This window comes from Paracoccus sp. NSM (assembly GCF_052379855.1).
Lineage (GTDB): Bacteria > Pseudomonadota > Alphaproteobacteria > Rhodobacterales > Rhodobacteraceae > Paracoccus.
In genome coordinates this window covers 20,291-38,126 of the sequence record NZ_JBQTCG010000009.1, presented here as the reverse complement: position 1 = coordinate 38,126, position 17,836 = coordinate 20,291, and the positions used below count along the sequence as shown (strand labels likewise).

Sequence of the window (17,836 nt, the reverse complement as noted above, 5' to 3'; positions counted from 1 at the left end):
ATCCCCCAGGGGGTCCGGGGGACGGGACGTCCCCCGCCCTCGCGGGACGCAATCACTCGGCGGCCATCTTTCCGGCGGTTTCGGACCCGGCCTTCATGCGGAAGCCGCGCTCCAGCTGGTCGAAGGGCGCCACGGGGTAATCCCCCGAGAAGCAGGCATCGCAATATTGCGGGCATTTCGTGTTGCGGCCGCCGGCCTCGCCCACGGCGCGGTAAAGACCGTCCAGCGAGACGAAGGACAGGCTGTCCACGCCGATCCAGTCGCGCATTTCCTCGGTGGACATGTTCGCGGCCAGCAGCTTTTCGCGGTCGGGCGTGTCCACGCCGTAGAAACAGGGCCAGGCGGTCGGGGGCGAGGCGATGCGGAAATGCACCTCGGCCGCGCCCGCATCCAGGATCATGTCCTTGATCTTGCGGCTGGTGGTGCCGCGCACCACGCTGTCATCGACCAGCACGACCCGCTTTCCGGCGATCAGCGCGCGGTTCACGTTCAGCTTCAGCCGCACGCCCATGTTGCGGATCTGGTCGGTCGGCTCGATGAAGGTGCGGCCCATATACTGGTTGCGGATGATCCCCATTCCGTAGGGGATGCCCGATTCCTGAGCGTAACCGATCGCCGCGGGGGTGCCGCTGTCGGGGACGGGGCAGACCAGATCGGCCTCGACCGGGGCCTCGCGGGCCAGTTCCACGCCGATCTGGCGGCGCGTCTCATAGACTGAACGCCCGCCGATGATCGAATCGGGGCGCGAGAAATAGACATGCTCGAAGATGCAGAACCGCCCGGTGGAGGGGCCGAAGGGGCGCGAGGTCTCGATCTGGCCCTTCGAGATCACGACCATCTCGCCCGGCTCGATCTCGCGCAGGAACTCGGCGCCGATGATGTCCAGCGCGCAGGTTTCCGAGGCCAGGACATAGCCGTCCTCGCCGACCTTGCCCAGAACCAGCGGGCGCACGCCCAGGGGGTCGCGCACACCGATCAGCTTGGTGCGGGTCATGGCGATGACGCTGAAGGCGCCCTCGATCCGGCGCAGCGCGTCCTTCATCCGCTCGGGGATATTTCGTTGGATCGAGCGTGCCATCAGGTGGATGATGCATTCGCTGTCCGATGAGGACTGGAAGATCGAGCCGCGCTCGATCAGCTCGCGCCGCAGGGCGGCGGCGTTCGTGATGTTGCCGTTATGGGCGATGGCGCAGCCGCCCATGTGGAATTCGCCGAAGAAGGGCTGCACGTCGCGGATCGCGGTGTTGGCCTTGGACCCGGCGGTCGAATAGCGCACATGGCCGATGGCCAGCGATCCGGGCAGGGTCGCCATCAGCTCGGGCTTGGTGAAGTTGTCGCGCACATAGCCGAAGCGGTGGGCGCTGTTGAAGCCATGTTCGGGATCGTGGGCGACGATGCCCCCGGCCTCTTGCCCGCGATGCTGAAGCGCATGCAGGCCGAGTGCGACGAAATTCGCCGCATCCGCCACGCCGATGGCGCCGAAGATGCCGCATTCCTCGTGCAGGCGGTCCGAATCGAAGGGATGGGCCAGGAAAGGTTGCATCGGCTTGGGGCCTCGATGGCTGCTAGCTGTCGCCGGACCTTTAGTCCGATTGGCCCCATAAGTCACGCCCTCGCAAGGCTGCGAGGGCGCTTTTTCGTCACAATGCTGTCGCTTTTGCCTATGCCTCAGTTCGAGGCGGGTGCGGGCGTGGTGGTCGGCAGGGGTGCGGCGGGCGCGGTGCAGTCGCGGACCATCTGTTCGTAGCGGTTCACGATCCAGCCGGGCGCGTCCTCGGGGATGGAATCGTCCATCGACAGGCGCATCCGCTCGAACACCTGGGCCGAGCGTGATTGTTCGACCATGGCGACCTGCTGGGTCACCATCACGCGGTCATAGACGATGAAGGCGATGGCCACGAGAAGGATGCCGCGCGCCACACCGAACAGGAAGCCGATCCCCTGATCCACCCCGCCAAGCGCCGAACGCTGCACGACCGAGGAAAACAGCGGCGTGATGATCGAGAAGATCACCAGCGCCAGCGCGAAGACCACGGCGAAGGCCGCGATCGTGGCCAGTTCGCAGCTGTCCGACATGAAGCGGTCAACCACCGGCAGTTGCGCGATCATCGGGCGCACGGTGGGCGCGAAGATGAAGGCCAGCACGGCGGCCGCGATCCAGCCCAGGATCGCCAGCGATTCGCGCACGAAGCCGCGCGACCAGGCGAGGATCGCCGAAAGGATGATGACACCCGCCACCACCGCGTCAATGATCGTGAAACCGTCCATAACCTTGCCCCTGCGCCGGTTGTGCTTGCTTTTCAGGCGGTTCAGCCGGCGCCGAAGACCTCGCCCACAAATCCCGTCAGATCGGCGATGCGCCTTTGCGCCATGCCGCCCTGGCCCTCGACCTTCTGGGCCTCGGGCAAAATCGCTTGTGTGAAACCAAGTTTCTGCGCCTCTTTCAACCGGTTTTCCGCCTGACCCACGGGGCGCAGCGCCCCTGACAGGCTGATTTCACCGAAAAGCACGGCCTCGGGGGGCAGGGCGCTGTCCTCGCGCGCGGACAGCAGCGCGCCCGCGATGGCCAGATCGGCGGCGGGTTCGACGACCTTCATGCCGCCCGCGACGTTCAGGAACACGTCGAGCCCGGCGAAGGGGATGCCGCAGCGGGCTTCCAGCACGGCGAGGATGGTGGACACGCGACCCGAATCAAGCCCCACCACCGTGCGGCGCGGGCTGGCCAGCGTCGAGGGTGCGACAAGGGCCTGCACCTCGGTCAGGACGGGGCGGGTGCCTTCGATGCCCGCAAAGACCGCGCTGCCCGCGATGGGCTGGCCGCGTTCCGACAGGAACAGGGCCGAGGGGTTCGTGACCTCGGAGAGGCCGCTGCCGGTCATCTCGAACACGCCGATCTCGCCCGAGGGGCCGAAGCGGTTCTTGACCGAGCGCAGGATGCGGAACTGGTGGCCGCGCTCGCCCTCGAAATAGAGGACGCAATCGACCATGTGTTCGACCACGCGGGGGCCTGCGATCTGGCCCTCTTTGGTGACATGGCCGACAAGGATCACGGCGACGCCGTGGCGCTTGGCAAAGGTCACAAGCTCGTGCGCGCTGGCGCGGACCTGCGCCACGCTGCCGGGCGCGGCCTCGATCGTGTCGGACCAGAGGGTCTGGATCGAATCGATCACGGCCAGGTCGGGGCGTTCGGCCTCGAGCGTGGTGAGGATGTCGCGCAGGTTGGTCTCCGCACCCAGCCGCATCGGCGCATCCGCCAGGCCCAGCCGCATGGCGCGCATGCGGACCTGTGCGCTGGCCTCTTCGCCCGAGAAATAGATCGCCTGCCGGCCCGTCCGCGACAGGGCGGCGGCGTGCTGAAGCAGCAGCGTCGATTTGCCGATCCCCGGATCGCCGCCCACCAGCAGCGCCGAGCCGGGAACGAGGCCGCCGCCCAGAACGCGGTCGAATTCCTCCATCCCCGAGCGGCTGCGGGGCGGGGGCGGTTCCGAGGTCGAGAGGTTCGACAAGGGCACGACGCGGCCCTTGTGCGCGCCGAGGCCGCGGCCCGGACCCTGCGACAGGGGGGCCTCTTCGATGATGCTGTTCCATTCCCCGCAGGCATCGCAGCGCCCGGCCCATTTCTTGTGGGCCGCGCCGCAGGCGGTGCAGGTGAAGGCCGATGAGGATTTCGCCATGAGGGCTATGTCGCACCCGGCGGCAGGTGTCGCAAGGTGGATATTTGAGTGAAGAAGAAGCCCTCACGCGGTTGTCGGCTTGATCTTCGACGCGGGCGGGGTCAGGGTCCGCGCGAATTATCAGAGGCTTGAGCCCATGGCCGCGACCAGACCATTCTCGCGTTTCGAATTCATGATCGCCTGGCGCTATCTGCGCGCGCGCCGCGCCGAGGGCGGGGTCAGCGTGATGACCTGGATCAGCCTGATCGGGATTGCTCTGGGCGTCATGGCGCTGATCGCGACCCTGGCCGTGCGGGCCGGGTTCCGGGCCGAATTCGTGGACACGATCCTGGGCGCGAATGCCCATACGACCGTTTATATGGCGCCGCAGCGTGTGACGAACGCCTTTACCGACGATGTCTATATCGTGCCGGGCCGGATCGCCGATTACGAGGAGATGGCCGCCCGTCTGGCCGCCGTGCCCGGCGTCACGCGCACCGCCGCCGTCATCAAGGGGCAGGTCATGGCCAGCGCCAATGACGCGTCCAACGTGGCCGAGGTCTTCGGCATCAGCCGCGCCGATCTGGAGGCGATGGAGCGGATCGTGGACCCGGCGACCTCGTCGGGTGATCTGGCGCGGTTCGAGGAGGGGATCGCCATCGGGTCGGGCATCGCGCGCGAGCTGGGGCTGGGCGTGGGCGACCGGGTGCGGCTGATCGCGCCCGAGGGGGCGCGCACGGCCTTTGGCACGACGCCGCGGGTGAATGCCTATGAGGTCGTCTTTGTCTTTTCCGCCGGGCGCTACGATATCGACCGGACGCGGATCTACATGCCGCTGGCCGAGGCGCAGAGCTATTTCAACCGCGAGGGGGTGGCCGACGAGATCGAGATTTTCGTCAGCGATCCCGAGCGGGTAGATGACTGGACATGGCCGCTGCTGGAGGCCGCCGGAGAGGGCGCGCAGGTCTGGAACTGGCGCAATGCCTCGGGGTCGTTTCTGGCCGCGCTGGACATGGAGGATGACGTGATGTTCGTGATCCTGTCGGTTCTGGTGCTGATCGCGTCGATGAACATCACCAGCGGGCTTATCATGCTGGTCAAGAACAAGGGCCGCGATATCGGCATCCTGCGGACGATGGGCCTGACCGAGGGGTCGGTGCTGCGGGTGTTCTTCCTGTGCGGCGCCTTTACCGGCGTGATCGGCACGGCGGCGGGCGTGGTTCTGGGCGTCCTGCTGGCGCTGAACGTCGAGAACATCATGGCGGCGCTGAACGCGCTGACCGGGGGCGGGGCCTGGCAGCCCGAGGTGCGCGGCATCTACCGGCTGCCCGCCGAATTGCGGCTGTGGGATGTCGGGCGGGCGGTCGGCCTGTCGCTGGCCCTGTCCTTCATCGTCACGATCTTTCCCGCGCGCCGTGCCGCGCGGATGAACCCGGTGGAGGCGCTGCGCTATGAGTGAGGTTCTGGCGCTTGAGGGGGTCGGCAAGACATATGGGCTTGGCGGCCCGGCCCCGGTCGAGGTGCTGCGCGGCCTGAGCCTGAGCGTGGCGCGGGGCGAGGTCGTGGCGCTGGTTGCGCCTTCTGGGGCGGGGAAATCCACGCTGCTGCATATCGCGGGCCTGCTGGACACGCCCGATTCCGGGCGCATCCTGCTGAACGGGCGCGACATGACCGGGCTGCCCGACCGCGAGCGCACCCTGGCGCGGCGGCGGGATCTGGGTTTTGTCTATCAGTTCCACCATCTGCTGCCCGAGTTCAGCGCCGCCGAGAACATCGTCCTGCCGCAACTGGCCGAGGGCGTGGCCGCGCGCGAGGCGCGGGCGCGGGCGGATGACCTGCTGGCGCGGGTCGGTCTGAGCCACCGCGCCGACCATCGCCCCGCGCAATTGTCGGGCGGCGAGCAGCAGCGCGTGGCCTTTTGCCGGGCGCTTGCCAACCAGCCCTCTCTGCTGCTGGCGGACGAGCCGACGGGCAACCTGGATCCCGAGACATCGGACCGGGTCTTTGACATGCTGATGGGGCTGGTCCGCGATACGGGCCTCTCGGCGCTGATTGCCACGCATAACCACGCGCTGGCCGCGCGGATGGACCGGGTGATCGGGCTGGGCGTGCCGGGCTGAGGGCGGCTTGCGGGCTTGCCGCAGGGTGGGCTTGCGGGCATCCTGCGGCGGGCAGAAGAACAGGAACGGGGGATAGGATGCGGGCATTCTTTGTGGCTTTGGGAACGGGTCTGGGGCTTGCGGGCCTGATCACCGCCTGCGCGCCCGAGGTCGGGGCCGGCGGGGCGCGGGCCGATTTCGCGGCCTATTGCGCGGCCTGCCACGGCAATGACGGGCGCGGCGACGGACCTCTGGCCGAGGGGATGGAGCCTGCGCCCGCCGATGTCACGCGGGTCATGCGCCGCAATGGCGGCGTGTTCCCCAAGACGCAGGTGATGGGCCATATCGCGGGCTACACGATGGGCCGCAGCGAAAGCCCGATGCCGCAATTCTCGGAATTGCTGGAAGGGCCGCAGGTCATGTTCGACGACGGCTCGGGCCAGACCGTGCCCACGCCCGCGCGGCTGGTCGCGCTGGCCGATTACGTCCAGAGCCTGCAGCGCTGAGCCGATGCGCCGCCTGGCCTTGATGATCGCGCTGGCCCTGCCGGGGGCGGGGTGGGCGGACCCCGTCCATGTCGCGGGCGGGCCGGTCGTGCCGCTGGCGCTGGCGCCTGCCGACGCCCCTGTGACCGCGCCTGCAAGCGGGGCCGAGCGGTTCGGCACGGTGATGAAATACGCTTTGCCCGCTGCCGCCGCGCTTTGCGCGCATCGCGACGACCGGCTGGAGGATTTCGCCTTGCGCGGCATCCTGCAGGCCGGGCTGGTTCTTGGGCTGAAATCGCTGACGGACGGGCAGGCGATCGGGCGGCGGCCGAATGGCGGCGGGCGGGGCTTTCCCTCGGGTCACGCTGCGGCGGCGGGGTTCGGCGCGGCGGATCTGGCGGGCAAGTGCTGGCCCGACGATCCGGCGGCGGGGGCGGCGGTCTATGGCGCGGCGGCGGCCACGGCGGCAAGCCGGATCGGCGCGGGCCAGCATGATGGCCGTCAGGTCGCCGCCGGGGCGCTGATCGGGATCGGCTTCGGGGCGGCCTCGTTCGGGATCGGCGGGCAGGGCGTCGATTTCAGCCTGGGGATGCGGTTCTAGCCGCTGCGGGGCCTCCGGCCTCTATCTGCTTGCAGCACCGGCCTTGCACGACTAGAACGGCGCAAATTTCCGGGCCGCCTCTGCCGGTGGCCCTTTCAGACATGAGGACGATGATGCAGGTCAAGGAAACCCGGAACGAAGGTCTCAAGCGCGGCTACCAGTTCACGCTGCCCGCCGCCGATCTGGCCGCGACGGTCGATGCCAAGCTGAAAGAGGCGCAGCCCGAGGTCGAGATGAAGGGCTTCCGCAAGGGCAAGGTCCCGATGGCCATGCTGAAGAAGCAGTTCGGCCCCCGCGTTCTGGGCGATGCGATGCAGGAAGCCATCGACGGCGCGCTGCGCAACCATCTGGAAACCTCGGGCGACCGTCCCGCGACCCAGCCCAAGGTCGAGATGGAAGGCGGCGAGACCTGGAAGGAAGGCGATGACGTCGTCGTCAACGTCACCTACGAGGCGCTGCCCGCCATCCCCGAGGTCGATCTGACCGCGCTGAGCCTGGAGAAACTGAAGGTCGAGGCCGAGGAGACCGCCGTGACCGAGGCGCTGGAAAACCTGGCGAAATCGGCCCAGAGCTTCGAGGACCGTCGCAAGGGTTCGAAATCCAAGGATGGCGATCAGGTCGTGATCGACTTCAAGGGCTTCGTCGATGGCGAGGCTTTCGAGGGCGGCGAGGCCGAGGATTACCCGCTGGTCCTGGGCTCGAACAGCTTCATCCCCGGTTTCGAGGCGCAGCTGGTCGGCGCCAAGGCCGATGACGAGGTCAAGGTCGAGGTCAAGTTCCCCGAGGAATACGGCGCCGCCCATCTGGCCGGCAAGGACGCGATCTTCGAATGCAAGATCAAGGCCGTGAAGGCCCCCAAGGCCGCCGAGATCGACGACGAACTGGCCAAGAAATTCGGCGCCGAGGATCTCGACGGCCTGAAGAAGCAGATCTCTGACCGTCTGGAGGCCGAATATGCCGGCGCCGCGCGTCAGGTGATGAAGCGCGCCCTGCTGGACCAGCTGGACGCGACCGTCAGCTTCGATCTGCCCGAATCGCTGGTCGAGGCCGAGGCCGAGCAGATCGCCCATCAGCTGTGGCACGAGGAGAACCCCGAGGTTCACGACCACAACCACGGCGCCATCGAGCCCACCGACGAGCACAAGAAACTGGCCGAGCGCCGCGTGCGTCTGGGCCTGCTGCTGGCCGAGATCGGCCAGAAGGCCGAAGTGACCGTCACCGACCAGGAGATGACCCAGGCCGTTCTGCGCGCCGCCCGTCAATATCCGGGTCAGGAGCGCGCCTTCTTCGAGTTCATCCAGCAGAATCAGGGCGCCCAGCAGCAGCTGCGCGCGCCGATCTTCGAGGACAAGGTGATCGACCACATCGCGGCTCAGGCCAAGGTCGAGGAAAAGACCGTGACCAAGGAAGAGCTGGAAAAGGCCGTCGAGAAACTGGACGAGCTTTGATCCTCTGCCGCCTGCGCGGCTGAATGGCGGACGGGGCTGCATCACGCGATGCGGCCCCGTTTTGCGTTCCTGCGGCAGCACGGCGCGGGCTTGGCGCTTGAGTGTCGCAGGCCGGGGCATTACCTGTCGGGCATGAGCGCGAAACTGCATCTGATGAAGCTGTGTGTCGGGGCCGAGGGCCCCGGCGATCTGGCCGCCTGGCAGGCCAGCCATTTCGGCCGCGCGCCCGCGCTGCACGTCACCCGGATGTGGCCCAAGCGCGATGCCGAATTGCTGGCGGGCGGCTCGATCTACTGGGTGTTCAAGGGCGTGATCCTGGCCCGTCAGCGCATCCTGACGCTTGAGCCGGTCGATGGCGGGGACGGAGTGCGGCGCTGCGGGCTGGTTCTGGACCGCGCGCTGGTGCCCGTGGCCGCCGTGCCGCGCAGGCCCTTTCAGGGCTGGCGCTATCTCGAGGCCAAGGACGCCCCGCCCGACCTGCCCGCCTCGCGCGAGGCCGAGGCGCCGCTGCCGCCCGCCGTGGCCGCGGCCCTGGCCGAGATGGGGCTGCGCTGAGGCTTGACGCTGCGCGGGCCTTGGGTTACGCGGATCATGGTCGCGGGTGTAGCTCAATGGTAGAGCAGAAGCTTCCCAAGCTTACGACGAGGGTTCGATTCCCTTCACCCGCTCCAATCCCCCCATTCCTTCGCGCGCCGGGCCTGATGTGAGCGCCTGTCCCGATCTGTGGCTGATGCGTCATGGCGAGACCCGCTGGAACGCCGAGGGCCGTCTGCAAGGCGCGCATGATTCGCCGCTGACCGCGCGCGGGCTGAGGCAGGCCGCGTGGCAGGCGGCGCTGGTCGCGGATCTGCCGGGCCTGCGGCTGGCCAGCCCGCAGGGGCGGGCCGTGGCGACGGCGCGGATCGTCTTTCCGGGCGGCTTCACCCGCGATCCGGCCCTGCGCGAGATCGGTCTGGGCGATGCGGCGGGGCGGCTTATGGCCGATCTGGCGCGCGAAAGACCGGCCCTGTTTCGGGCGGGCGATCTGGGCTGGTATGACGCGCTGCCCGGCGGCGAGGGGCTGGCCGCGCTCGAGGCGCGGATGGCCGCGTTCATGGCACGCCTGACGGGGCCTGCGCTGATCGTCAGCCACGGGATCACGCTGCGGATGATCTGGGCGCTGGTCACGGGGGCAGGGCGGGGGCGCCTGCACGACGCGCCGCTGGACCAGGGCCGGGTTCTGGCGCTGCGGGGCGGCGTGGCGCAGGTGATGCGCCATCCCGAGGATCGCGGTTGATCACGGGCTTGCCATTCCCCGCGCTTTGGGGTTCGATGCGCGCGTCGGCGGATGGCCCGTTAGCTCAGTGGTAGAGCGTCCCGTTTACACCGGGCCGGTCGGGAGTTCGAATCTCTCACGGGCCACCATTTCCGGCAGTTCGGACCCGCACAAGCAAACGTGATGCACGATCCGCAGGTGGGGCCGCGTTTCTGGTTCCGGCGGTTGACCTTGCCCCTGCGGCTGTCCATCTGTTTCATGCCACCTCCGGCATGAAGTCACGGGGCGGTTGCGCCTGTCCAATGGCCCTTGAGCCTCGAGCCTGAGTAATTCGCAGATGTCACGTTTGAAATCCTCGTCCACGCTGGTGTTTCTGGCGATCCTTGCGCTGCTGGTCGTCTGGATCGGCGGCGGCATGCTGAACCGCACGCCGCCAGAACAGCCCGCCCGGGTCGAGCCGCCGCTGCCCAACGTGGCCGCCCATCTCAGCACCGCCGAGCGCATTCAGCCGCGTGTGGTTCTCTATGGCGATATCGTGCCGAACCAGACCTCGATCCTGCGGGCGCGGACGGCGGGCATCGTCGAAGAGGTCGTGCGTCAGGGCGATGCGGTCGAGCAGGGCGCCCAGATCGCGCGGCTGTCGGCCGATGACCGGCAGGCGGGCGTGGCGCGGGCCGAGGCGGAACTGCGCTCGGCCGAGCGCGATTACGAGGCCGCGCGGCAATTGCGCGAGCGCGGCGTGACATCCGAGGCCGAACTGCAATCGCGCTTTGCCGCGCTTGAGGCGGCGCGTGCGGGGCTGCGTGCGGCTGAACTGGAACTGGACAATACGCGGCTTCGCGCGCCGATCACCGGCACGGTCAGCAATGTCATCGCGGAACTGGGCAGCTTTGTGCAATCGGGCGGCGAGGTGCTTGAGATCGTGAACAACGACCCGCTGATCGCCCGGATCGAGGTGCGCCAGAACGAGATCACATCGGTCTCGCTTGGCCAGCGGGCCGAGGTCGCCTTTCAGGGCGGGCACGAGACCGAGGGGCGCATCAGCTTCATCTCGCCCGTGGCCACGCCCGAAACCCGCACCTTCCGCGTCGAGATCGAGATCCCGAACCCCGACAGCGCCATCCCGGCGGGTCTTTCCGCCGAAATCGCGCTGGCCCTGTCCGAGCAGGTCGCGCATCGCATCTCGCCCGCGCTTGTGCGGCTGGACGATGCCGGGCGGATCGGCGTGATGATCGTCGAGCCCGATGGCGAGACGCTGCGTTTCGCGCCCATCGACATCGTGCAGGCCCGCGCCGAGGCGATCTGGGCCACCGGCCTGCCCGAGAGCGTGCAGATCGTGACGATCTCGCAGGGGGCGCTGAATGACGGCCAGCGGGCGCTTGTGTCCGAAACGCCCGAAGAGTTCCGCAACGTGCTGGGCGGCGGCGCCGATGCGTCGGGGCCCGGACAGGCGAACGCCGATCCGGATACGGCCGAGGCGGATGCGGCGGCGGCGCTGATCGGCGCGGTGGACCCCGAGGCGCCCGCGCCCTCGGCCAATAATTGAGGGGGCGGCGATGAACGGGATGATCGCGGCGGCCTTCTCGCGTTCTCGGACCATCGTGCTGGTGATGGTCGCGCTGCTTCTGTCGGGCTTTTACGCCTATGTGACGATCCCCAAGGAATCGATGCCCGAGGTCGATATCCCGATCTTCATCGTGAACGTCACCTATAGCGGCGTCAGCGCCGAGGACGCCGCCAAGCTCTTGGCCGAGCCGATCGAACGGCAGGTCAACGCGCTGGAAGGGCTGCGCCGCATGACGACCAAGGCCAGCGAGGGCTTCGCTTCGGTCCAGCTGGAATTCCGTCCGGGTTTCGATCAGGACACGGCGCTGCAATCGGTCAAGGATGCGGTGGACGATGCCAGCCCGGACATTCCGCCGGGTGCCGACGGCCCCTTCGTGCGCGAGATCGACATGGCGATGTTCCCGATCCTGACAGTCGCGCTGTCGGGGCAGGTGCCCGAACGGGAACTGATCCGTCTGGGACGCCAGCTTGCCGACCGGATCGAGACGGTCAGCGGCGTCTTGCAGGCCGACCTGACCGGCGACCGCGAGGATCAGCTTGAGGTTCTGATCGACCCTCTGGCGATGGAGACCTACGGCATCTCGCCCGGGCAGCTGTCGCAGGCGGTGCAGGCCAACAACCAGCTGATCGCGGTGGGCAGCTTCGATACCGGCGCGGGGCGTCTGGGCGTGTCGATCCCCGGCACGGTCGTGCGGCTGGACGAAATCATGTCGATCCCGGTTCTGGTCAACGGCCCGACCGTCCTGCGCGTGCAGGACGTGGCCGAGGTGCGCCAGACCTTCAAGGACCCGATCAGCTATGCCCGCATCGACGGCCAGCCCGCCCTGGCCATCGACGTTCGCAAATCCGCGGGCGCCAACGTGATCGACACGGTCGAGGCCGTCCGCGCCGAGGTGGACCGCACCATCGGCGGCTGGCCCGGTCAGGTGCAGGTCGATTTCATGAACGACCAGTCGGTCGAGATGCGCGACCTGCTGTCAGACCTTCAGAACAACGTCATCGCCGCGGTGGTGCTGGTGATGCTGGTGACGGTGCTGTTTCTGGGCACGCGCGCATCGCTGCTGGTGGCGGTGGCGATCCCTGGCTCGTTCCTGGGCGGGATCCTGATCATCTGGACGCTCGGCTTCACGCTGAACGTGATCGTGCTGTTCGCGCTGATCCTTGTCGTGGGGATGCTGGTCGATGGCGCCATCGTGGTGGTGGAACTGGGCGAGCGCCTGATCGCCAAGGGCCACAACAAGTTCGACGCCTTCCGCATGGCCGCGCAGCGCATGGCCTGGCCCATCACGGCCTCGACCGCGACCACGCTGGCGGTGTTCTTTCCGCTGCTGTTCTGGCCGGGGCTGGCGGGGCAGTTCATGTTCTATCTGCCCGCCACGATGATCGCCACGCTGCTGATGTCGCTGGCCATGGCGCTGATCTTCGTGCCGGTCGCGGGGACGGTTCTGGGCGGGGGCGGTGACGGCAACCTGTCCCCCGATCAGGCCGAGGTGCCTTCGGTGATGAACCGCTTTTCCGGCTGGACCATCGCGCGGCCGGGTGCCTCGCTCGGGCTGGCGATCCTGGGGTTGCTGGCGGTGTTCTACGCCTATTCGATGCTGGGCCGGGGGGTGGATTTCTTCCCCGCGACCGATGCCGAACGCGCGCAGGTGCAGATCACCGCGAACGGCAACCTGTCGGTACAGGAGTCCGACCAGCTTGTGCAACTGGTCGAGCACCGTCTGATCGGGCTGGAGGGGATCGACAGCGTCTATTCCCGCACCATCGGTTCGGTCGAGGAACGGGTGCGTGGCAACATGTCCTCGGACGTGATCGGCCAGATCCAGGTCGAGTTCACCGATTGGCAGACCCGCCGCCGCTCAGGCGAGATCATCGACGAGATGCGCGCCCTGACCGCCAGCCTGCCCGGTCTGGGCATCCAGGTCGAGGCCGCCTCGGCCGGGCCGGGTGCCTCGCGCCCGGTGCAGATCGAGGTTTCGGCCCGCGACCGCGCGACCTTGCAGGCAGCCGCCGAAGCGATCGAGCAGCTGATGATCGAGGCGGGCACCTTCGTCGATATCGCCAATGACACGCCGCGCCCCAATCCCGAGATCCGGCTGGTCGTGGACCGCGAGGAATCGGCGCGCTACGGCGTGGACATGGACACGATCGGCACCGCCGTGCGGCTGCTGACCAATGGCGTGAGCCTTGGCACCTATCTGCCCGACTTCGCCGATGACGAGGTGGACATCACCCTGCGCTACCCGCCCGAACAGCGCAATTTCGAGAACCTCGCCAATCTGCGGGTGAACGTCGCCTCGGGGCAGGTGCCGATCTCGAACGTGGTGCAGATCATCCCCGCCCCCGCGCCCGCCGCGATCACCCGCGTCGCCGCGCGAGAGACCCAGACGCTCAGCGCGGATCTGGCGCCGGGCAGCACCCTGAACGTCGAACTGGAACGCATCGGCGCGGCCATTGCGGACCTTGGTCTGCCCGACAGCGTCCAGATCACCTTCGGTGGCGAGATCGAGGACCAGCAGGAGGCGATGACCTTCCTTGTCGGCGCCTTCCTCGTGGCGCTGTTCCTGATGTTCACGATCCTGCTGATCCAGATGAACAGCTTCTATCAGGCCTTCCTGATCCTGACCGCGATCATCTTCTCGATCGCGGGGGTGTTCCTGGGCCTGATGATCCGGCAGGAGCCTTTCTCGATCGTGATGAGCGGCATCGGCATCATGGCCTTGGCCGGGGTGGTGGTGAACAACAACATCGTCCTGATCGACGCCTATAACGAGCATCGCGGCAACGGGCTGGACCCCGACCGCGCCGCCCGCCGCGCCGCGGCCGAGCGTTTCCGCCCGGTGATCCTGACCGCGACGACGACGGTGATCGGGCTGATGCCGATGGTGCTGGGCATGACGATCGACTTTGCGGGGCGCGATCTCTATTTCGGGGCGCCTTCGGGGCAGTTCTGGATCCAGCTTTCGACCGGCATCGCGGGCGGTCTGGTCGTGGCGACGGCGGTGACGCTTCTGCTGACTCCGACGCTGCTGGCCTGGGACGGGCGGCGGCGCCTGCGCCGCGCCGCGCGGGCCGATGCGCGGCGTCAGCGCCGGGGCGGTGCGATGCAGCCCGCCGAATAGGGCCGCAACGAAAAGGGCCGCCCCTAGGGCGGCCCTGTCCGTTTCCGGGTGAGTGCCTTACTGGAAGGCGCGGTCCGTGACGGCGGTGGTGAAGGCGCCTTCGGGCGCGGCCGAGATGACCGGGTCCGAGCCGCCCGACAGCAGCGTATCGACCGTGCGCTGGTAATCGGCCTGATCCAGCGTGCCGTTCGAGCCTTCCAGCAGTTTGGCGATCTCGCCCATCATGCGGGTCTGATGCTCAAGCGTCTGGGCGCCGGTTTCGTCGTTTTCAATCACGATCTCGGCGGCCTGTTCGGGATTGGCGGCGGCGAATTCCCAGCCCTTCATGCTGGCCCGGACAAAGCGCGCCAGCTTGTCCACCATTTCTTCATCGGACAGCGCGGGTTCCAGAACGTAAAGCCCGTCCTCCAGCGTGGCGACGCCCTGATCCTCGTATTTGAAGGTCACAAGATCCTCGGGCGCGATGCCTGCGTCGATCACCTGCCAATATTCGTTATAGGTCATCGTGCTGATGCAGGCGGCCTGCTTTTGCAGCAGCGGATCGACGTTGAAGCCCTGTTTCAGCACCGTCACGCCATCGGCCCCGCCCTCGGTCGAGAGACCAAGCGTGTTCATCCAGGACAGGAACGGATATTCGTTCCCCGAGAACCAGACGCCAAGCGTCTTGCCCGCGAAATCGGTCTGGGGGTTCTCGATCCCGCTTTCCTTGAGGCAGGTCAGCATCATCCCCGAGGATTTGAACGGCTGCGCTATGTTCACCAGCGGCAGGCCGCGTTCGCGCGCGGCCAGGGCTGCGGGCATCCATTCGACGATGACATCGGCCCCGCCACCGGCCAGAACCTGCGTCGGCGCGATGTCCGGGCCGCCGGGCAGGATGGTGACGTTCAGGCCCTCTTCGTCGTAGAAGCCCTGATCCAGCGCGACGTAATAGCCCGCGAACTGGGCCTGCGTCACCCATTTCAGTTGCAGCGTCAGATCGTCGGCCTTGGCCGCCCCCGCCATCAGCGCCAGCCCTGCGGCCGAAATCATCAGTCGTTTCATCTGCGTCCTCTCCTGTTGGTGGGCTTGCGCCCGATCAGCCGCGCTGCGACGGGTGCCAGAAGGTCACCTTCTTTTCGATCAGCGCGACAATTCCGTAGAACAACGTCCCGGCAAGGGCCGCCACGACAATCTCGGCCCAGACCAGCGGCAGGTCCAGCCGCCCGACCGCGGTCGAGATGCGAAAGCCCATGCCGCGCGTGGGGCTGCCGAAAAACTCGGCAACGATGGCGCCGATCAGGGCCAGCGTGGTGGTGATCTTCAAGCCGTTGAACAGAAAGGGCATCGCGGCGGGCAGGCGCAGTTTCCACAAGGCGGGCCAATAGGGCGCGGCCCAGCTTGCCATCAGGTCGCGCTGCATCGGCTCGGTCGCCTTGAGGCCCGCGACCATGTTCACGAGGATCGGGAAGAACACCATCACCACCACGACGGCGGCCTTGGATTGCCAGTCGAAGCCGAACCACATGACAAGGATCGGCGCGATTCCCACAATGGGCAGGGCCGAGACGAAATTGCCGATGGGCAGCAGGCCGCGTTGCAGGAACGGGCTGCGGTCGATGGCGATTGCGGTCGCCACGGCGGCGGCGGCGCCGATCACCCAGCCCGACAGCGCGCCCTTCAGGATCGTCTGCACGAAGTCGGTCCAGAGGATCGAGCGGTTGGCCACGAAGCTGTCCGCGATCAGGCTGGGCGCGGGCAGGATGACGGTCGGCACCTGATAGATGCGGACGGTCATTTCCCACAGCAGGATGATCGTCGCCCCGAAGATCACCGCGACGGCGGTGCGGGTCGCGCGCGTGCCAAAGCGCGCCAGCCACAGGTTCAGCGCCAGCCCCGCGATCCAGACGCCAAAGATCGGAAGCGCGCTCATCGGGCCAGCCCCATGCGTTTGAGGATCGCCCGTTCCAGCAGGCCGACGATGGCGACCAGCGTGGCGGCCAGGATCGCGGCTGCGAACAGCGCCGACCAGATCTGCACCGTCTGCCCGTAATAGCTGCCCGAAAGCAGCCGCGCGCCCAGGCCCGCCGTGGCCCCTGCGGGCAATTCGCCGACGATGGTGCCGACAAGGGCTGCGGCGATGGCCACCTTGAGGCTGGCGAACAGATAGGGCAGCGACGAGGGCAGGCGCAGGTGCCAGAAGGTGCGGCCTTGGCCCGCGCTCCAGCTGCGCATCTGGTCAAGCTGCATCCCGTCGGGCGTGCGCAGGCCCTTGACCATGCCGACGAGCACCGGAAAGAACGACAGCCAGGCCGCGATGATCGCCTTGGGCAAAAGCCCCGTGACCCCGACCGAGGCCAGAACCACGATCACCATCGGCGCAATGGCCAGGATCGGCACCGTCTGGCTGGCCACGGCCCAGGGCATCACCGACTGGTCCATCGCGCGGCTATGCACGATGCCGATGGCCAGCACGATCCCCGCAACGGTGCCGATGGCAAAGCCCGCCAGCGTGGCCGACAGCGTGACCCAGCCATGCCAGACCAGCGACCGGCGCGAGGTGATGGCCTGCCCGGCCACCCCCTGCCACAGCCCCTCGGCCACCTGATGGGGCGCGGGCAGGACGGGCCGGTCCTGAGACAATGTGCGCGACACAAGGTCGGGCAGGCTCAGTTCGATGCCCGCGCGGGCGGCCTGATCGCGTTCCCATTGCGCGTTCATGCGGATCGCGCCCAGATACCAGATGCCGATGATGATCAGCAGCACGGTCAGGATCGGCACCAGATTGCCGCGCCCGGCGCGGCGCCACGCCTCAATCATGGGCATGACCCTCGCGCAGGCCCTCGCGGACCTCATGGGCCAGCGCGATGAATTCAGGTGTGTCGCGGATGTCCAGCGGACGCTCGGCGGGCAGGGTGCTTTCGATCACCCGCGTGATCCGGCCCGGACGGGGCGACATGACCACGATGCGCGTGGACAGATAGACCGCCTCGGGGATCGAGTGCGTGACGAAGCCGATCGTCTTGCCCGTCTTGCGCCACAATTCCAGAAGCGCCTCGTTCAGGCGGTCGCGCACGATCTCGTCCAGCGCGCCGAAGGGCTCGTCCATCAGCAGGATGTCGGCGTCGAAGGCCAGCGCGCGCGCGATGCTGGCCCGCTGCTGCATGCCCCCCGAAAGCTGCCAGGGGAACTTGCCCCCGAAACCCGACAGTTCGACCAGATCCAGCACGCGGGCGATCCGCTCGGCCCGTTCGGCGCGCGAAAAACCCATGATCTCCAGCGGCAGCGAGATGTTGCCCGCAATCGTCCGCCAGGGATAAAGCCCCGGTGCCTGAAAGACATAGCCATAGGCCCGCGCGCGCCGCGCGGCGTCCGGCTCCATCCCGTTCACGCTGAGACTGCCGCCCGTCGGCGTCTCAAGCGCGGCGATGCTGCGCAGGAACGTCGTCTTGCCGCAGCCCGAAGGCCCGATGAAGCTGACGAATTCGCCGCGCCCGATGGACAGGTCCACATCCTTGAGGGCATGGACCGGACCATCCGCGGTCTGGAAGGTCAGGCTGACGCCGCGCGCCTCGATGACCGGGGCGGCAGAGGTGGCGGCGGCGTTCCGGGGCAGGGGGCTGGCGTCCAA

General features: G+C 67.7%; 16 protein-coding genes and 2 tRNA genes. 11 read left to right on the top strand and 7 right to left on the bottom strand.

The window, feature by feature from the left end; translation table 11 throughout:
- Nucleotides 1–52: 52 nt before the first annotated feature.
- The 3 genes from purF to radA form a co-directional block, all read right to left on the bottom strand.
- Nucleotides 53–1,543, bottom strand: coding sequence for an amidophosphoribosyltransferase (gene purF / locus ACTZWU_RS12845; protein ID WP_444737759.1), 1,491 nt, complete (start codon nt 1,541–1,543; stop codon nt 53–55).
- Between the two features lie 125 nt (nt 1,544–1,668).
- The gene (locus ACTZWU_RS12840) at nt 1,669–2,268 is read right to left on the bottom strand and encodes a CvpA family protein (RefSeq protein ID WP_444737758.1); all 600 of its coding nucleotides are present in this window, start codon (nt 2,266–2,268) and stop codon (nt 1,669–1,671) included.
- Between the two features lie 41 nt (nt 2,269–2,309).
- Entirely contained in the window at nt 2,310–3,674 is a 1,365-nt protein-coding gene (radA, locus tag ACTZWU_RS12835) for a DNA repair protein RadA (protein WP_444737757.1), read from the bottom strand.
- Between the two features lie 136 nt (nt 3,675–3,810).
- On the opposite strand from radA, the gene ACTZWU_RS12830 reads away from it, so the two are divergent.
- The 11 genes from ACTZWU_RS12830 to ACTZWU_RS12780 all read left to right on the top strand — a co-directional run bounded on the left by ACTZWU_RS12830 (nt 3,811) and on the right by ACTZWU_RS12780 (nt 14,229).
- Nucleotides 3,811–5,112: a lipoprotein-releasing ABC transporter permease subunit gene (locus ACTZWU_RS12830; protein ID WP_444737756.1), complete on the top strand. Its 1,302-nt coding sequence runs from the start codon at nt 3,811–3,813 to the stop codon at nt 5,110–5,112.
- Nucleotides 5,105–5,773, top strand: coding sequence for an ABC transporter ATP-binding protein (locus ACTZWU_RS12825; RefSeq protein ID WP_444737755.1), 669 nt, complete (start codon nt 5,105–5,107; stop codon nt 5,771–5,773). Before ACTZWU_RS12830 ends, ACTZWU_RS12825 begins: the two co-directional genes overlap by 8 nt.
- Nucleotides 5,774–5,850: 77 nt before the next feature.
- Entirely contained in the window at nt 5,851–6,258 is a 408-nt protein-coding gene (locus ACTZWU_RS12820; protein ID WP_444737754.1) for a c-type cytochrome, read from the top strand.
- 4 nt (nt 6,259–6,262) lie between these two features.
- On the top strand, nt 6,263–6,838 hold the full coding sequence (locus tag ACTZWU_RS12815; RefSeq protein ID WP_444737753.1) for a phosphatase PAP2 family protein: 576 nt from the start codon (nt 6,263–6,265) through the stop codon (nt 6,836–6,838).
- Between the two features lie 113 nt (nt 6,839–6,951).
- Nucleotides 6,952–8,286 carry a trigger factor gene (gene tig, locus ACTZWU_RS12810; protein ID WP_444737752.1) on the top strand — a complete coding sequence of 445 codons (1,335 nt, stop codon included), beginning with the start codon at nt 6,952–6,954 and terminating at the stop codon, nt 8,284–8,286.
- Nucleotides 8,287–8,418: 132 nt separating this feature from the next.
- Complete coding sequence (locus ACTZWU_RS12805; RefSeq protein ID WP_444737830.1) at nt 8,419–8,841, top strand: DUF1489 family protein; 423 nt, start codon at nt 8,419–8,421, stop codon at nt 8,839–8,841.
- A gap of 42 nt (nt 8,842–8,883) precedes the next feature.
- Nucleotides 8,884–8,957: transfer RNA gene (locus tag ACTZWU_RS12800), tRNA-Gly, on the top strand.
- 32 nt (nt 8,958–8,989) lie between these two features.
- Nucleotides 8,990–9,562 carry a histidine phosphatase family protein gene (locus ACTZWU_RS12795; RefSeq protein ID WP_444737751.1) on the top strand — a complete coding sequence of 191 codons (573 nt, stop codon included), beginning with the start codon at nt 8,990–8,992 and terminating at the stop codon, nt 9,560–9,562.
- A gap of 53 nt (nt 9,563–9,615) precedes the next feature.
- Nucleotides 9,616–9,690: transfer RNA gene (locus ACTZWU_RS12790), tRNA-Val, on the top strand.
- A gap of 188 nt (nt 9,691–9,878) precedes the next feature.
- Nucleotides 9,879–11,087, top strand: coding sequence for an efflux RND transporter periplasmic adaptor subunit (locus ACTZWU_RS12785; RefSeq protein ID WP_444737750.1), 1,209 nt, complete (start codon nt 9,879–9,881; stop codon nt 11,085–11,087).
- 10 nt (nt 11,088–11,097) lie between these two features.
- The gene (locus ACTZWU_RS12780; protein WP_444737749.1) at nt 11,098–14,229 is read left to right on the top strand and encodes an efflux RND transporter permease subunit; all 3,132 of its coding nucleotides are present in this window, start codon (nt 11,098–11,100) and stop codon (nt 14,227–14,229) included.
- Between the two features lie 57 nt (nt 14,230–14,286).
- On the opposite strand, the gene ACTZWU_RS12775 is transcribed toward ACTZWU_RS12780, so the two are convergent.
- From ACTZWU_RS12775 to ACTZWU_RS12760, 4 genes are read right to left on the bottom strand one after another with little or no spacing between them, the layout of a single operon-like run.
- Nucleotides 14,287–15,270 (bottom strand): ABC transporter substrate-binding protein, encoded by a 984-nt coding sequence (locus tag ACTZWU_RS12775; RefSeq protein WP_444737748.1) that lies wholly within the window; start codon nt 15,268–15,270, stop codon nt 14,287–14,289.
- A gap of 34 nt (nt 15,271–15,304) precedes the next feature.
- Nucleotides 15,305–16,138 carry an ABC transporter permease gene (locus tag ACTZWU_RS12770; protein WP_444737747.1) on the bottom strand — a complete coding sequence of 278 codons (834 nt, stop codon included), beginning with the start codon at nt 16,136–16,138 and terminating at the stop codon, nt 15,305–15,307.
- Nucleotides 16,135–17,025, bottom strand: a complete 891-nt coding sequence (locus ACTZWU_RS12765; protein WP_444737746.1) for an ABC transporter permease — start codon at nt 17,023–17,025, stop codon at nt 16,135–16,137. The genes ACTZWU_RS12770 and ACTZWU_RS12765 overlap by 4 nt, the downstream gene beginning before the upstream one ends.
- Entirely contained in the window at nt 17,018–17,836 is an 819-nt protein-coding gene (locus ACTZWU_RS12760; protein WP_444737745.1) for an ABC transporter ATP-binding protein, read from the bottom strand. The genes ACTZWU_RS12765 and ACTZWU_RS12760 overlap by 8 nt, the downstream gene beginning before the upstream one ends.

What these genes read in the sequence shown, in the direction of transcription:
- purF (WP_444737759.1), bottom strand. Translation starts at nt 1,543, where the DNA reads ATGCAACCTTTCCTGGCCCATCCCTTCGATTCGGACCGCCTGCACGAG.
- ACTZWU_RS12840 (WP_444737758.1), bottom strand. Translation starts at nt 2,268, where the DNA reads ATGGACGGTTTCACGATCATTGACGCGGTGGTGGCGGGTGTCATCATC.
- radA (WP_444737757.1), bottom strand. Translation starts at nt 3,674, where the DNA reads ATGGCGAAATCCTCATCGGCCTTCACCTGCACCGCCTGCGGCGCGGCC.
- ACTZWU_RS12830 (WP_444737756.1), top strand. Translation starts at nt 3,811, where the DNA reads ATGGCCGCGACCAGACCATTCTCGCGTTTCGAATTCATGATCGCCTGG.
- ACTZWU_RS12825 (WP_444737755.1), top strand. Translation starts at nt 5,105, where the DNA reads ATGAGTGAGGTTCTGGCGCTTGAGGGGGTCGGCAAGACATATGGGCTT.
- ACTZWU_RS12820 (WP_444737754.1), top strand. Translation starts at nt 5,851, where the DNA reads ATGCGGGCATTCTTTGTGGCTTTGGGAACGGGTCTGGGGCTTGCGGGC.
- ACTZWU_RS12815 (WP_444737753.1), top strand. Translation starts at nt 6,263, where the DNA reads ATGCGCCGCCTGGCCTTGATGATCGCGCTGGCCCTGCCGGGGGCGGGG.
- tig (WP_444737752.1), top strand. Translation starts at nt 6,952, where the DNA reads ATGCAGGTCAAGGAAACCCGGAACGAAGGTCTCAAGCGCGGCTACCAG.
- ACTZWU_RS12805 (WP_444737830.1), top strand. Translation starts at nt 8,419, where the DNA reads ATGAGCGCGAAACTGCATCTGATGAAGCTGTGTGTCGGGGCCGAGGGC.
- ACTZWU_RS12785 (WP_444737750.1), top strand. Translation starts at nt 9,879, where the DNA reads ATGTCACGTTTGAAATCCTCGTCCACGCTGGTGTTTCTGGCGATCCTT.
- ACTZWU_RS12780 (WP_444737749.1), top strand. Translation starts at nt 11,098, where the DNA reads ATGAACGGGATGATCGCGGCGGCCTTCTCGCGTTCTCGGACCATCGTG.
- ACTZWU_RS12775 (WP_444737748.1), bottom strand. Translation starts at nt 15,270, where the DNA reads ATGAAACGACTGATGATTTCGGCCGCAGGGCTGGCGCTGATGGCGGGG.
- ACTZWU_RS12770 (WP_444737747.1), bottom strand. Translation starts at nt 16,138, where the DNA reads ATGAGCGCGCTTCCGATCTTTGGCGTCTGGATCGCGGGGCTGGCGCTG.
- ACTZWU_RS12765 (WP_444737746.1), bottom strand. Translation starts at nt 17,025, where the DNA reads ATGATTGAGGCGTGGCGCCGCGCCGGGCGCGGCAATCTGGTGCCGATC.